Source organism: Micromonospora sp. NPDC050695 (assembly GCF_040654415.1).
GTDB lineage: Bacteria > Actinomycetota > Actinomycetes > Mycobacteriales > Micromonosporaceae > Micromonospora.
Map to the genome: position 1 here is coordinate 17,917 of NZ_JBFAHZ010000011.1, position 14,509 is coordinate 32,425.

Below are 14,509 nucleotides of genomic sequence, written 5' to 3' on the forward strand. Positions count from 1 at the left end.
GATCCGCCCAGAGGTGGCGCATGTCGACACGCCGCCCACGGCGGATACGGTGGACGGGTGCGAGATCCCAACATCTCCCGATCCGTCGCCGGGCAGCTCTCGCCGGTCCGCCGTACCGCCGACCTGCGCCGACTGCGTGCCGAGCGCTTCGACGTGCTGGTCATCGGGGGTGGGGTGACCGGTGCCGGCGCCGCACTGGACGCGGCGTCCCGGGGTTTGAAGGTCGCCCTGGTCGAGGCGCGTGACCTTGCCGCCGGCACCTCCAGCCGGTCCAGCAAGCTCATCCACGGTGGCCTGCGCTACCTGGAGCAGTTGGAGTTCCATCTGGTCCACGAGGCGCTCACCGAGCGGGGGCTGCTGGCCACCCGGCTCGCGCCGCACCTGGTCCGCCCGGTGCCGCTCCTGGTGCCGCTGCCGGCCGGTCGAGGTCTGCGGGACCTGCCCGCCCGGGTCTTCCGCCGCTCGTACTACGGGGCCGGCGTGGCCGCGTACGACGCCTTCGCCGGGGTCTTCGGCGGAGGCCGGGGCATGCCGCTGCACCGGCACCTGACCCGGGAGGGTGCCCGGCGGATCTTCCCGAGTCTGCGGGCCGACTCGCTGGCCGGGGCGATCCGCTACTACGACGGGCAGGTCGACGACGCCCGGCTGGTGGTCACGCTGGCCCGTACGGCGGCGAGCCTCGGCGCCACGGTGGTGAGCAGCGCCCGCGCCGTCGGGCTGATCCGGCAGGCGCGGGAGGTGACCGGCGTCCGGGTCCGCGATCTGGAGGCGCCGGCCGGCTCCCCGGACGCGGAGTTCGAGGTGCACGCCCGCACCGTCATCGCCGCCACCGGTGTGTGGAGCGACGACATGTCCCGGATGCTCAACGACGTGGGCCTGCGTCCCGGCGTCCGGGTGCGCGCCTCGAAGGGGGTGCACCTGGTGGTGCCCCGCTCGGCGATCACCGGCGAGACCGGGCTCATCCTGCGGACGGCCAGTTCGGTGCTCTTCGTCATCCCGTGGGGCGGGCACTGGATCATCGGGACCACGGACACCGACTGGCGGCTGGACCGGTCCCACCCGTCCGCTTCGGCCCGGGACATCGACTATCTGTTGCAGCAGGTCAACACCGTGCTGGACCGGCCGTTGACGACCGCCGACATCGAGGGCGTCTACGCCGGGCTGCGGCCGCTGCTGGCCGGCGAGGCCGACTCCACCTCGAAGCTCTCGCGCGAGCACGCCGTGTTCGAGCCGATGCTCGGTCTGCTGCTCGTGGCCGGTGGCAAGTACACGACGTATCGGGTGATGGCCTCGGACGTGGTCGACCGGGCCGTCCGCCGGTTGGGCGACGGCCGTCCCTCGCGGACCGCCGACCTGCCGTTGCTGGGTGCCGACGGGTACCCGGCCATGTGGCGGGACCGGGCCGACCTGGCCCGCCGGCACGGCGTGCCGGTGGGCGTGGTGGAGCACCTGCTGGAGCGGTACGGCACCCTCACGCTGGATCTGTTGGCGCTGATCGACGCCGATCCGCTGCTCGCGTCCCCGCTGGCCGGCGCACCGGAGTATCTGGCGGCGGAGGTCGCGTACGCGGCGCGGGCCGAGGGTGCGCTGCACCTGGAGGACGTGCTGACCCGGCGGACCCGGATCTCCTTCGAGACCACCCACCGGGGGCTGGAGTCGGCGGAGCACGCCGCCGAGCTGATGGGTGCCGTGCTGGGCTGGGACGCGGACACCCGGCTGCGGGAGGTCGAGCACTACCGCGCCCGGGTGGAGGCGGAGCGGCAGTCCCAGTTGATGCCGGACGACGCGGCGGCGGACGCGGCCCGGCTCGGTGCTCCGGACGTCCGCGGTTACGCGGCGGACCGGGGTGGCGACGACGACCAGGCCACGGTGCGACCGTCCGCTCGGTGACCGAAAAGTAACGTTACCGATGGGTAACTATCGATACCGGCCCGGATGGTGGTTTCGGACGCTACCTACGGTGGGGTAGGTTTCCGCGCGTGCTTGACCGCGCGCGCTCCCGTCTGCTCATCCCCCTTTTCGCTGCCGCGCTCGCCGTTGCCCTGACCGGGTGCTCGCTGCTCGACCGGGACGCCGGCGAGACATCGCAGGCGCAGCCACCGGTGGGCTCGGCGGCCGGTGGGTCGCTGCCCGAGGTCCCCACCACCGTCGCGGCGGGGCAGGTCAGCCTGCTTCAGCGGCTCGGCAGCGACGGCCCGCTGCGCACCCTGAGCGTGGAACGCAACGGGGCGTGGCAGTGCCTGGACTGCGCCGGTGACGGGGTCACCTCCCGTGGCACGCTCGCCCCGGAGTTGACCCAACGGCTCCAGGTGCTGCTCGCCGACCCGAAGCTGGCCCAGGAGACCGACCAGGTCCGGCGGTACCGGGCGACCTGCATCGACGCGCTGACGTCGAGCCTGCTCACCTCGGCGGGGCTGATCACCTCCCAGGACTGCCCGGGCGAGGAGCAACCGGTGGTGGCCGGGGAGATCCTGCTGCTGCTCACCCAGGCGACCCCGGCCGAGGTCAAGGGCTGACCCCGGGCGGGTCAGAGCACCTTGCCCGGGTTGAGCAGGCCGTCCGGGTCGAGCGCCGACTTGATCGCCTGGTGCACCCGCATCCCGACCGGCCCGATCTCCCGGGCCAACCAGTCCCGCTTGAGCAGCCCCACCCCGTGCTCGCCGGTGCAGGTGCCGCCCAGGTCCAGGCCGAGCCGCATGATCTCGTCGAACGCCCGCCGGCCCCGTTCCAGGCTCGCCGGGTCGGCCCGGTCGACCACGATGTTCGGGTGCATGTTGCCGTCCCCGGCGTGCCCCACCACGCCGATCGGCACGTCGCAGTCCGCCGCGATCCGGGCCACACCGTCCAGCAGCGCGGCGAGCGACCCGCGCGGCACCGCCACGTCGTCGATCACCAGGCCACCGTTGCCACCCGGGTAGGTGTCGGCCGCGAACTTCTCCATCGCCGGGTGGGCCAACCGCCGGGCCTGCAGCAGCGCCGCCGCCTCCACCGCGTCGGTGGCCGCGTACACCTCGTCGGCACCGGCCGCCCGGCACACCTCGGCCAGGGCGCTCAGGTCGTCCGCCGCCCGGGCGCCGGTGTCCGCGGCGGCCAGCAGCAGGGCCTGCGCGTCGGTCCGCAGCCCCATCGGCTGGTACGCCTCGATGGCCCGCAGGTGCGTCTGGTCCAGCAGCTCCAGCAGGCTGGGTGTCAGCCCGCGGGCGGCGATCTCGGCCACCGCCGCGCCGGCCGCCGCCGTGGAGCCGAAGACCGCCACCATGGTCAGTGACTCGGCCGGGGCGGGCCGCAGCGCCACGGTCACCTCGGTGATCACCCCGAGGGTGCCCTCCGAGCCGACGAAGAGGCGGGTCAGGTCGTAGCCGGCGACACCCTTGGCGGTACGCCGGCCGGTGCGCAACACCTCACCGGAGGCGAGCACCACCTCCAGGCCGAGCACGTACTCGGTGGTCACGCCGTACTTCACGCAGCACATGCCGCCGGCGTTGGTGGACACGTTGCCGCCGATCGTCGACGACTCCCACGAGCCGGGGTCCGGCGGATACCACAGCCCCTGCTGGGCCACCGCCCTGGCGAGCGTCGCGTTGACCACCCCGGGCTGGACCACCGCGATCCTGCTCACCGGGTCGATCTCGCGGATCTCGTCCATCGCGACGGTGCTGAGCACCACCGCGCCGTCCACCGCGTTCGCCGCGCCGGCCAGCCCGGTCCGCGCGCCCTGCGGCACCACCGGTACGCCGTGCCGTGCCGCCGCACGCACGACGGCGACCACCTGCTCGGTGCTGCGCGGGCGGGTCAGCACCAGCGGGGTGCCGGCGACGCAGAGGTCCGCCTCGTCGCGCTGGTGCATCCGCAGCAGGTCCGGGTCGGTGAGCACGGCGTTCTCGCCCAACGCGGCGCGCAGGTCGTCGAGGAGTCCGGTGGGGGCCATGCAGCCGAGGCTAGGTCGGCGGTCGCCGATCATCAACATGATCAACTGGGCGGGATAACTTGTGCACCATGCTCTACCTGGACCGGCCGGCCTGGCCGTGGCGCGGCCGGCTCTGGTCACACCTGATCAGCGACGTCTCGTACGCCGAGCTGCACGCCTTCGCGGAGGCGTTGGGCGCGCCCCGGCGCGGATTCGACCGCGACCACTACGACATCCCGGCGGAACGATTCGCGGCGGCGGTCTGGCTCGGTGCCCAGGTGGTGCCGAGCCGGGAGCTGGTCCGGCTGCTCCGCGACGCCGGTCTGCGCCGCCCGAAGCACCTCGTCAGCCCGCTTCCGCCGGCGCGTCGGTGAGCGTCGCCAGCTCGCGGCGCAGGTTGTCCCGGGCCGGCCGTTCCCACCGTTGCGCCAGCGGCGGCAGCCGGAACAGCGCGGGCAGCGCCAGCAGGCCGGTCAACACCGCGGCCCGGCCGGCCCGGAAGGCCGGCTCCGGCACGTGCGCGTACTCCCGTCGGATGGCCGCCGCGTAGCGGTCGTACGTCTGCGGTGGCGCGGCCAGCACGGCGAGGTCCGCGTCGCAGAGCAACGCGCCGTCGCGGTCCTGGTGTCTGACCACATGCCCGGCGGTGAGCAGCACCAGCCGACGCACCTCGACCACCGCGGACGCCGGCACCCCGAGCCCGGTGAGCAGGCTCGCCGCCAACGCGGCGCTGTCCCGCTCGTTGGCGTCGCCGGCGGCTCGGGGGTCGTAGACCGCGTCGTGGCACCAGGCGGCGAGCCGGACCAGGTCGGCCCGGCCGGCCAGGTCGGCGTGCCGGTCCACCACGTCGAGTACGGCCGTCAGGTGGGCAACCGTGTGGTAGTGCCGGTGCGGCTCCCGCCACCGGGCGAGCAGGTGCTCCCCGGCCCGCGTCGTCTCCGCATCGGGCCTCGCGCCGGCATCCCGGGCCGCCGCCCGCCACCGGTCCAGCAGATCAACCACCGCACGAGTCTCCCGCATCGGCCCGCCGCGTGCCGACGGGAGGATTCAGCGCGCCTGGCACGGGTAGTCGCGCCCATGGCCGTGGCCCGGGACAAACGACCTCCGATCATGCGGCGTACCGCGCTGCGCGAAGGGTTGGTGGACATCGATGGTGCCCGGATCGCCGAGGCCACCGAGCAGCTGCGCCATCGTGGCCGGGCCACCCTGCACGACCGCCTGCACCGGGTACGGATGGCCGGCGGACTCGCCGTGCAGGCCGGGTTGGCGGCCGGGCTCGCGTACCTGATCTCGCACAAGGTGCTCGGCAACCCGCAACCGGTCTTCGCGCCGATCTCGGCGGTCGGCACCCTGGCCGCGTCGGTCGGCCAGCGGTTCCGCCGGACCGTGGAGTTGATCGTCGGGGTGGGGGTCGGGGTGTTCGTCGGCGACCTCCTGATCTACCTGCTCGGCACCGGGGCGTGGCAGCTCGGCCTGGTGGTCACCGTGGCGATCCTGCTCACCATCTTCGCCGGAGCGAGCGTGGCCATCGTCATCCAGGCGGCGGCCACGGCGGTGCTGATCGTGACGCTGAGCCCGTCGACCCAGAACCTGGAGATTCCCCGCTTCGTCGACGCGTTCCTCGGTGGTGGGATCGCGCTGCTGGTCACGGCGGTGCTGCTGCCGCTGAACCCGCTCCGAGTGATCAACCGCGCCGCCCGACCGGCGCTGGACCTGCTCGCCGCCCAACTCGATGTCACCGCCGACGGGTTGCGCAGCCGGGACCGGGCCAGCATCCAGCGGGCACTGGATCGGCTGCGCAACAACAAGGACGAACTGGCCACGCTGTCCGAGGCGATCGAGGGCGCGAAGGAGACGGCAACCCTCTCCCCGGCCCGCTGGCACCGCCGCAGCGAGCTGATCCACTACGCGGAGGCGGCCGATCCGATCGACCGGGCGATGCGCAACAGCGGCACGCTGATCCGCCGGTCCGTCACGCTGGTCGAGGACGAGGAACCCGTGCCCGATCCGATGCCGGACGCGATCGGCCACCTCGCCGAGTCGGTCCGGCTGCTCAAGCACGAGTTCGCCGCCGGCGAGGAGCCGGCGAAGGCCCGGGAACGGTCACTGCGCGCGGTCAGCGAGGCAGGCCGGGCGTACGGCGAGGGCGTCGGCTTCTCCGGCAGCGTCGTCATCGCCCAGATCCGGACCACGGCCAGTGACCTGCTGGTGGCCTCCGGGATCGAGCAGGAGGAGGCGAACCGGTGCATCCGCACCGCCTTCGGGGAGCAGCAGGAGCGGCCCGTCGGTGAGTCGGCCGAACCGGGTGAGGCGCCGAAACCGCCCACCGCCCCACCCGTCGGCTGACCGTACTCAACCCAGCTCGGCGAGCGCCTCGATCAGCCGGTCCACCTCAGCGGCGGTGCTGCCCAGGCCGATGCTGGCGCGCAGCGCCGTGGACGGCAGGTCCCGTCGGCCGCTGCGCCCCGCCGCCTCGTCGAGCAGCCGCCGGGCCAGCGGGTGGGCACAGAACAGGCCGTCGCGTACGCCGATGCGGTGCCTCGCGGCCAGCCGGGCGGCCACCTCGGCGGAGTCCCACCCGGTGACCACGAACGAGACGATTCCGACCCGGGGCGCGTCCGGGCCGAAGGTACGCAGTTCCACCACGTGCGGCAGGGCCGCGAGGCCGTCCCGCAGACGAGCCAGCAGCGCCTGCTCGCGGGCGGCCAGCGCGGCACGGTCCGCGCCGGCCAGCTCCGTGCACACCGCGGCCAGCGCCACGGCGCCGAGCAGGTTCGGGGTGCCGCCCTCGTGCCGTGCCGGGCCGGTCGCCCAGGTCACGTCATGGGTGGCCGGGCCGACGCGGCTGGTGGCGCCGCCACCGGCCAGGTACGGCGGAGCCGCGTCCAGCCAGTCGGCCCGGCCGATCAGCACGCCCGCGCCGAACGGGGCGTACAGCTTGTGGCCCGACACGGCCAGGTAGTCCACGTCGAGGGCGAGCAGGTCGACCGGTGCGTGCGGGGCGAGCTGCGCGGCGTCGAGCGCGATCCGGGCCCCGTGCCGGTGGGCCACCCGGGCCAACTCCGCGACCGGCCACCGCTCGCCCGTCACGTTGCTGGCGCCGGTGACCGACACCAGCACCGGCAGCGCCGGGTTGCTGTCCCGCCGCAGCTCGGTCAGGGCGGCGGCGAGGGCGCGTACCGCCCCGGCGGGGTCGGCGGGCACCGGCAGCCGTACCGAGCCGGGCGGCCAGGGCAGCAGGTTCGCGTGGTGCTCGCCGGCGAACGTGACAACCGTGGTGCCGGTGGGCAGCGCCCGACCCAGCAGGTTGAGCGCGTCCGTGGTGTTCCGGGTGAAGATCACATGGTCGTCGGGGCGGGCGCCGAAGAAGTCGCCGACGGTCTGCCGGGCCTTCTCGTAGGCCAGCGTGCAGCGCCGCGACAGCGCTCCCGCGCCGCGGTGCACGCTCGCGTACCAGGGCAGCAGCTCGTTCACCGCGTCGGCCGCGGCCCGCGCGCACGGCGCGCTGGCCGCGTAGTCCAGGTTGATCTCGCCGGGCACGCCCAGCACGTCGAGCGGCGCGGGCGCCACGGTGGGCAGGGCGGGCAGCGAGGGTACGAGAGTGACGGACACGCCGGAACCTCCGGGGTCAGGGACCCCGGGTGCGACATCGGGACGGGGTCCGCGCTTGCCCAGCACGCCGATCGGGCTGGGCCCGGTCATCACCCGGGGCACCCCACCGCGAACTCGACGAGGGTTGCCGGCCAGCAAGCCGGGGCTTGACGCTGGCGCTCGTGACCTGCCCGCAGCATAGCGGCTGCCGATGCGACCGGACCAGTCGGCGGCGGATGGCTACGCTGACCGCATGGCCGACACCCCGCCCGGTTCACCCCTGCCGTCGCCGCCGCCCGCGTCGGCGGCTCCGTCCACCGGCGAGGCGCCCCGGATGCCGCCGCGCAGCAAGGGTTGGCGGTTCCTGGCGCTGGCCGGGGTGGCGCTGTTCATCGCCGCCTGCGCGGGGTTCATGGTCTTTCGGCTCGGCCAGTCACTCGGGTTGCAGGCGCTGCTGATCGGCGTGATCGCCGCCATCCTGCCGGTGCCGGTGCTGGTCGCCTGCTTCCTCTGGCTGGACCGCTACGAGCCGGAGCCCCTGAAGTACCTGATGTTCTGCTTCGCGTGGGGCGCGTTCGTCGCCACGGCCGCTTCGCTCACCGTGAACGAGTTCGCCGCCGGACGTTTCGCCGACTGGGGGTTGCCGGCCGCGCTCACCGGTGTGCTGGTGGCGCCTTTCATCGAGGAACTGACCAAGGCGCTCGGCCCGATCCTGCTCCTGGTGTTCCGCCGCCGGGAGTGGTCGGGGATCACCGACGGCCTGGTCTACTGCGGGCTCTCCGCGGTGGGCTTCGCCATGGTGGAGAACATCCTCTACCTGGGCGGGTACGGCTACGCGGCCGGCGCCGACCGCTACGGCCCCGCGACGGGCACCCAGCAGGTCATCGCCATCTTCATCGTGCGGATCCTCCTGTTCGGGTTCGCCCATCCGCTCTTCACCTCGATGACCGGTGTGGGGCTGGGTGTCGCGGCCCGGACGGCCGACCGGCGGGTACGGGTGCTCGCACCGGTCGGCGGTCTGCTGCTGGCGATGATGCTGCACGGCACCTGGAACCTGCTGCCCACGCTGACGCAGGCCACCGGCGAGACGGTGATCATGCTGTACGGCTTCCTGGGCCTCATGGTGCCGGTCTTCTTCGGCATGGTGGGGCTGGCGGTGTGGCTGCGCGCCTGGGAGGGGCGGCTCACCGAGCGGACGCTGCCGGACTACGTCCGCGCCGGCTGGTTGACCCCACCAGAGGTGGCCGCGCTGAGCAGCCTCGGCCGTCGGCACGCCGCCCGTAGTTGGGCCCGCCGGGTCGCCGGGGACGCCGGTCTGCGGGCGATGCGCGGCTACCAGTTCTCCGCGACCCGACTGGCGCTGCTGCGCGACGGGACGCTGCGCGGCCTGGACCGTAAGCCCGCCGACCAGGAGCGCTCGGCTCGGGAGGAGCGGGAGTTGCTGGATGCGATCAGCGCGTACCGATCGTTCTTCGTCGGTCGTGACCCGCAGGCTCCGGTGGGGGTCTGGGACGGCAGCCGCTACCACCTGCGCTTCCCGGACGGCACGCAACGCTCGCTGGATGCGCCGGACGAGCCGGTGGTGCCGATCCCGGTGGTGCTGGCTCCCGCGCCACCCGCGCCTCCTATCGGGTACGCCCCGCCCGGCTGGCCCGGTCTGCGGCCGGCGTCGCCGTGGACGCCCGGTCAATCCTGACGTCGGCCTTGGGGGCGGCTCAGGTCATCAGGGTGGTGAGGAAGTCACCGAGGCCCTGCGCCATCGCGACCAACGCGGCCCCGATCGCCTTGAACATCTGCGCGGCACCGTCGGGTCGGAACGCCATGAAGTAGATCAGAAACGCGACGCTGCCCCAGGTCAGCAGCTTCTTCACGAATACCGGCATCGTCCCTCCCCAGGGCCACGGTCGCCGGATGGCTTCCCGTCGTGCCGCGCGGCAAACGGCGCGCGGCGGGGGAGGGGCGTCTAGAGGTAGAGGCCGGTGGAGTCGTTCTCGACCCGCTCGGCGGCCACGGCGTGCACGTCCCGCTCGCGCAGCAGTACGTAGCCGCGGCCGTGCAGCTCGACCTCGGAGCGCTCGTCCGGGTCGAAGAGCACCCGGTCGCCGGAGACGATGGCGCGCACGTTCGGCCCCACCCCGACGGCGGTGGCCCACGCGAGCCGTTTGCCCACCGCGGCGGTCGCCGGGATGACGATGCCGGCGGTGGAGCGACGCTCGCCGTCGCCGCCCTCCATCCGTACCAGCACGCGGTCATGCAGGAGGCGGATCGGCAGGCCGGCGTCGAGATCCTGGTCGGCGGTCACGACGCAGACGCTACCGTGTCGCCGACGGCCGATTGCCGGTGGTTACGCCCGAGGCTGCGGGGGCAATGTGTGGCGGAACTGCCCTACGGTGTCGGGAACGGACGTATGCTGTCCGACCTGTCGCCGTGGGCGGACCATTCTTCTGCCAGGAGGTGCGCTTGAGCCGCTTCGAGCGGGTACGCGGGCGGCTCCGCCGCGCCTACCAGTCAAGCCGGGAGTCGGTTCGCGCCGATCGGGACACGCCGAGCGACGACGCGGAGCCGGTCCGGGTGGCCTCACCGGCCGTGCCGGGGCCGCCCGCGCCGCCGAGTGCCACGGTCGTCGGCGCGGAACCTCCAGTTGACCTGCACAGCTCCACCTCCAGTCGGGACGACGCCGACGTGCCGCACGGGCTGCGGATCGCCGCCGCCTGGTGCTGGCGGTTGATCGTGATCGGGGTGGTGGCCTGGGCCCTGCTCCGGATCGTCGGCACCATCAAGATCGTGATCATTCCGCTGGCCATCGCGCTGCTGCTCTCGGCGTTGCTCGCCCCGGCGGTGGGCTGGCTGCTGCGCGCCCGACTGCCCCGGTCGTTGGCGACGGCGGTGGTGCTGGTCGGTGGCCTGGCCGCGGTGATCGGCACGCTGACCCTGGTGGTCAACGAGTTCATCCGCGGGGTGCCGGAGCTGAGCCAGAAGTCCTCCGAGGGCGTCCGGCAGATCCAGGACTGGCTGAAGACCGGCCCGCTGCACGTCTCCGACACCCAGCTCAACAGTTACATCGACGAAGCACAGGCCTGGATCAACGACAACACCTCGAAGTTCACCAGCGGCGCGCTGAGCACCGCCGCAACGCTGGCCGAGGTGTTGACCGGCACCATCCTGGTGCTCTTCGCGACGTTCTTCTTCCTGCGCGACGGCAACCGGATCTGGCGCTTCCTGGTCCGGCTGCTGCCGGTGGCCGCCCGCTGGAAGGTCGACGACGCCGGCCGGGCCTCCTGGCAGACGCTGGGCGCCTACGTCCGGGCGACCGTGCTGGTCGCCTTCATCGACGCGGTCGGGATCGGCATCTTCCTCGTCGTCTTCGACGTCCCGTTCGCCTTCCCATTGGCCGCGTTGGTCTTCCTCGGCGCGTTCATCCCGATCGTCGGCGCGGCGCTCTCCGGCGGCGTGGCGGTGCTCGTGGCGCTGGTCGACAGCGGTCCGGTCACCGCGCTGATCATCCTGGGAGCGGTGATCGGTGTGCAGCAGGTCGAGGGGCACGTGCTCCAGCCGCTGATCATGGGGCGGGCGGTCGCCCTGCACCCGCTCGCGGTGATCATCGGTATCGCCGCCGGGGTGGTGCTCGCCGGCATCACCGGCGCGCTGGTCTCCGTCCCCCTGATCGCCGTCCTGAACACCGCGGTGCGTCGGCTGGCTGCCCGGAGGGTCCCGGACACCCCGCCCGACGCCGTGGTCGTCGCCTCCCAAGCGCCCTAGACCCGCCGCGCCGCGCCGCGCCGCGCCGCGCCGCGGTGTCGCGAGGCGCGGTGTTCGCGCCAGTTGCTCGCAAGATCGTGCTCGATCCTGGAAGTAGTGGCCTCCTCCGCGAAGGAGGCCACTACTTCCTTGTTTCTGCACGATCTTGACCATCGGCGCAGGGCGCAGGGCGCAGGGCGCAGGGCGCAGGGCGCAGGGCGCAGGGCGCAGGGCGCGGGGCTCAGGGCACGGGGCGCGACGCGGGGCGGGGCGCGACGGGGCGCGGGGCGCGACGCGGTGGCCGCGCGCTCTGCGTCAGGAGCTGGCGAGGCGTTGCAGCGCGCCGCGGGCCACCTCGGGGCGGGTCGTGTACCAGAACGGCGGCAGCGAGCGACGCAGGAACGGGCCGTAGCCGCGGGCGGTCTCCAGCCGGGAGTCGAGCACCGCGACGACTCCCCGGTCGCCGGTGGCCCGGATCAGCCGGCCCACGCCCTGGGCCAGCCGCACCGCCGCGATCGGCACGCTGACCGCGGCGAAGCCCGAACCGCCGCCGGCGTCCACGGCTGCCGCGCGGGCGGCCGCGAGGGGCTCGTCCGGGCGGGGGAAGGGCAGCCGGTCGATGACCACGAGCTGGCAGGCGTCGCCCGGCACGTCCACCCCCTGCCAGAGCGACATCACCCCGAACAGGCAGCTGGACCGCTCCTCGCGGAAGCGGCGCACCAGCAGCGGCAGCGCCTCCTCGCCCTGCAACAGCACCGGCAGGTCGGTCCGCGCGCGCAGCAGCTCCGCCGCCTGCTGCGCGGCCCGCCGGGAGGAGAAGAGCCCGAGAGTACGACCGCCGAGCGCGTCGACCAGCCCGAGCAGTTCCTCGCCGGCTGCCTCGGGCAGCCCGGAGACGCTCGGCCGGGGCAGGTGCGCGGCGACGTACAGGATGCCCTGCCGGGCGTAGTCGAACGGTGAACCGACGTCGAGTGACCGCCACCCGGGGCCCTCGGTGGGTGGTATCACGGCGTTCGGCGCGACGTCGCCGGCGAGGCGACGGCCGGGCGTCTCGGCGGCCGGGCGGCCGGGGCCGGTGCGGGCGGCCAGCGCGGCTGCGGCGGGGGTAGGCGGGGCGGGCGGTGGCGCGTCCAGGCCGAGGGCGCGAGCGACCGTGTCGAACCGTCCACCGAGCGCCAGGGTCGCCGAGGTGGCGACGACGGTGCGTTCGTCGTACAGGTGGGTGGCGAGGGTGCCGGCCACCGACAGCGGCGCGACCACCAGCGCCCGGCGGCTGCCGCTGTCGTTCTTCTCCACCCAGGCCACGTCGTGGTCGGCCTCCTCCAGCAACCGCTGGGCGGTGGTGGAGAGCTCGTCCAGGGCGGCCTTGGCCTGCTGCTTGCGGACCGGGTCGGGGTCGTCGGCCTTCACGTCGCCGATGGCGTCCAGGGCGGAGCGGGTCGCCGCGTCGAGCAGCGTGCACGCCTCCCGCAGGGGTGTCGGCAACCCCGCCGTTATCCGCCCGGCCGGCGCCTCGGCCAGGCCGACCGCGAGGGCGTCGCCGGCGGCCGTGAGCGCCTCGGCGGTCTCCGGCCGCAGCAGCGTACGGGCCCGCCGGGTGGTCCGGTCGATCAGCTCCGGCACCAGTTCCGCCTGGGCCGCCGAGGAGACCCGGTCGGCCAGCTCGTGCGCCTCGTCCACGATGAGCAGCTTGTGCGGCGGCACGATGTGCCGGCCGGCGAGCATGTCGACCGCGAGCAGGCTGTGGTTGGTCACCACGATGTCGGCCTCGCGGGCACGGGCCCGCGACGCCTCGGCGAAGCACTCCTGCCCGAACGGGCAGCGGGTCGCGCCGACGCACTCCCGGGCCGGCATCGACACCAGCCGCCAGGCCTGGTCGTCGACGCCCGGGTCCAGTTCGTCGCGGTCGCCGGTGGCGGTCTTCTCGGCCCAGTCGCGTACCCGTTCGATCTGCTTTCCCAGCCGACCCGCCTCGCCGAGCCACTTCGTCCCGCCGCCGGGGCGCGCGGCCGGGGCGTCGAAGAGGGTGTCCTCCGGTTCCTCCTCGGTGGAGTTGTCCAACCGGGCCAGGCACAGGTAGTGGTGGCGTCCCTTGAGCACCGCGAAGGTGGGCCGGCGGCCGAGCACCGGCTCGACCGCGTCGGCGAGCCGGGGCAGGTCGTGGTCGACCAGCTGCGACTGCAACGCCAGGGTGGCCGTGGACACCACCACCGGGCCGTCCACGGTGAGCGCCGGCGCGAGGTAGGCCAGCGACTTGCCGGTGCCGGTGCCCGCCTGCACGAGCAGATGCTCGCCGCCGGCCACGCACTCCTCGATCGCCGTGGTCATCTGCAGCTGACCGGGGCGTTCCGCGCCGCCGGGCACCGCGCCGACCGCCGCCGCCAGCAGCTCCGTGCCGCTGGGTCGGTCACCCCGCCGCCGGCCCTTGGCACGGGCCGACGGGGTGGCGGAACCGGTGGCGGTGCGGGGCGGAGTCACCGTGCGACGGTACCCGCCGCCGCCGACACGGGCCGCGCCCATCCGCCGGGTGGCGCGGAGGCACCCGCCGGCCTCCCTGGCCGACGCCGTCCGGTTACGGCCGCACTACGACGCGTGGGCAGTATCGGTTAGGGTGCGAATCATGCCGAGCGACGTGGTCCGAGTGGTCTATCGCAAGTACGACGGCAGCGCCCACCGTGACTACCCGGCCCGCCGTCTCGCCGAGGACGACCTCGGCGTCTGGCTCGGCGTCCCGTTCGGCACCGAGTCGGTCTACCACGGCCGCCCCTCGGTGGAGAAGATCCCGTTCGTCCTGCTGGTGCCGCACAACGCCTGGTGGACGGGGATGTTCAACCCGCCGCCACGGACCAGCGAGGTCTACTGCGACATCACCACCCCGGCCCGCTGGGAGTCCGACGACACCGTCCACCTCATCGACCTGGACCTGGATGTGGTCCGACGCCGGGCCACCGGTCTCGTCGAGCTGCTCGACGAGGACGAGTTCGCCGAGCACCGGGCCCGCTTCGGCTACCCGCAGGACGTGGTGGACGAGGCCGAGGCGGCGGCCCGGTGGCTGTACGGCGCGCTCGGTGACGGCACCGAGCCGTTCGCCACGTCGTACCGGAAGTGGCTGGCGCTGGTGGTCTGAGCCGGCGCCCGGCTCACCAGCGCGGCGGCCACCCGTCGCCGTCGCCCTGCCGGTGTCCATCTTCCTGGCAAGTCCGGGGGCCGGCAGCCCTGGTCGTCCCGGTCCGGGGGCTCTCGGCGGGCGGATGACCGACGGGTGGGCGATGA

Annotated in this window: 13 protein-coding genes and 1 riboswitch; of the genes, 7 read left to right on the plus strand and 6 right to left on the minus strand. The window is 73.9% G+C overall.

All coding sequences use genetic code 11. The features are described 5' to 3' along the window. Positions 1–72: 72 nt before the first annotated feature. Complete coding sequence (locus tag AB0H52_RS11050; protein ID WP_151488586.1) at positions 73–1,890, plus strand: glycerol-3-phosphate dehydrogenase/oxidase; 1,818 nt, start codon at positions 73–75, stop codon at positions 1,888–1,890. 89 nt (positions 1,891–1,979) lie between these two features. Further along, on the plus strand, positions 1,980–2,516 hold the full coding sequence (locus AB0H52_RS11055) for a hypothetical protein (RefSeq protein ID WP_151488551.1): 537 nt from the start codon (positions 1,980–1,982) through the stop codon (positions 2,514–2,516). An 11-nt stretch (positions 2,517–2,527) separates the two neighbouring features. On the opposite strand, the gene AB0H52_RS11060 is transcribed toward AB0H52_RS11055, so the two are convergent. Beyond that, positions 2,528–3,928: an FAD-linked oxidase C-terminal domain-containing protein gene (locus AB0H52_RS11060; protein ID WP_151488550.1), complete on the minus strand. Its 1,401-nt coding sequence runs from the start codon at positions 3,926–3,928 to the stop codon at positions 2,528–2,530. 68 nt (positions 3,929–3,996) lie between these two features. Here AB0H52_RS11060 and AB0H52_RS11065 point away from each other — a divergent pair, with 68 nt between their 5' ends. After that, on the plus strand, positions 3,997–4,281 hold the full coding sequence (locus tag AB0H52_RS11065) for a DUF4031 domain-containing protein (RefSeq protein ID WP_151488549.1): 285 nt from the start codon (positions 3,997–3,999) through the stop codon (positions 4,279–4,281). Here AB0H52_RS11065 and AB0H52_RS11070 read toward each other — a convergent pair. Then, complete coding sequence (locus AB0H52_RS11070) at positions 4,253–4,909, minus strand: metal-dependent phosphohydrolase (RefSeq protein WP_225854179.1); 657 nt, start codon at positions 4,907–4,909, stop codon at positions 4,253–4,255. The genes AB0H52_RS11065 and AB0H52_RS11070 overlap by 29 nt on opposite strands. A 108-nt stretch (positions 4,910–5,017) precedes the next feature. Here AB0H52_RS11070 and AB0H52_RS11075 point away from each other — a divergent pair, with 108 nt between their 5' ends. Beyond that, a complete protein-coding gene (locus AB0H52_RS11075) occupies positions 5,018–6,253 on the plus strand; it encodes an FUSC family protein (RefSeq protein ID WP_225854178.1) in 1,236 nt (411 codons plus the stop codon). A gap of 6 nt (positions 6,254–6,259) precedes the next feature. On the opposite strand, the gene AB0H52_RS11080 is transcribed toward AB0H52_RS11075, so the two are convergent. Then, positions 6,260–7,519, minus strand: coding sequence for an aminotransferase class V-fold PLP-dependent enzyme (locus tag AB0H52_RS11080; protein WP_151488547.1), 1,260 nt, complete (start codon positions 7,517–7,519; stop codon positions 6,260–6,262). Between the two features lie 46 nt (positions 7,520–7,565). Further along, positions 7,566–7,686: riboswitch (SAM riboswitch) on the minus strand. 23 nt (positions 7,687–7,709) lie between these two features. Between AB0H52_RS11080 and AB0H52_RS11085 the strand changes: the two genes are divergently transcribed. Beyond that, positions 7,710–9,194, plus strand: coding sequence for a PrsW family intramembrane metalloprotease (locus AB0H52_RS11085; RefSeq protein ID WP_357946682.1), 1,485 nt, complete (start codon positions 7,710–7,712; stop codon positions 9,192–9,194). 19 nt (positions 9,195–9,213) lie between these two features. On the opposite strand, the gene AB0H52_RS11090 is transcribed toward AB0H52_RS11085, so the two are convergent. Beyond that, positions 9,214–9,381 (minus strand): hypothetical protein, encoded by a 168-nt coding sequence (locus AB0H52_RS11090; RefSeq protein ID WP_192580151.1) that lies wholly within the window; start codon positions 9,379–9,381, stop codon positions 9,214–9,216. An 80-nt stretch (positions 9,382–9,461) separates the two neighbouring features. Continuing rightward, positions 9,462–9,800 (minus strand): co-chaperone GroES, encoded by a 339-nt coding sequence (locus AB0H52_RS11095; RefSeq protein WP_151488545.1) that lies wholly within the window; start codon positions 9,798–9,800, stop codon positions 9,462–9,464. A gap of 158 nt (positions 9,801–9,958) precedes the next feature. Here AB0H52_RS11095 and AB0H52_RS11100 point away from each other — a divergent pair, with 158 nt between their 5' ends. Then, positions 9,959–11,257, plus strand: a complete 1,299-nt coding sequence (locus tag AB0H52_RS11100; protein ID WP_225854177.1) for an AI-2E family transporter — start codon at positions 9,959–9,961, stop codon at positions 11,255–11,257. 294 nt (positions 11,258–11,551) lie between these two features. Here AB0H52_RS11100 and AB0H52_RS11105 read toward each other — a convergent pair whose 3' ends face one another. Then, entirely contained in the window at positions 11,552–13,756 is a 2,205-nt protein-coding gene (locus tag AB0H52_RS11105) for an ATP-dependent DNA helicase (protein WP_357946686.1), read from the minus strand. A gap of 100 nt (positions 13,757–13,856) precedes the next feature. On the opposite strand from AB0H52_RS11105, the gene AB0H52_RS11110 reads away from it, so the two are divergent. Next, a complete protein-coding gene (locus AB0H52_RS11110; RefSeq protein WP_151488541.1) occupies positions 13,857–14,363 on the plus strand; it encodes a DUF402 domain-containing protein in 507 nt (168 codons plus the stop codon). Positions 14,364–14,509: the final 146 nt, after the last annotated feature.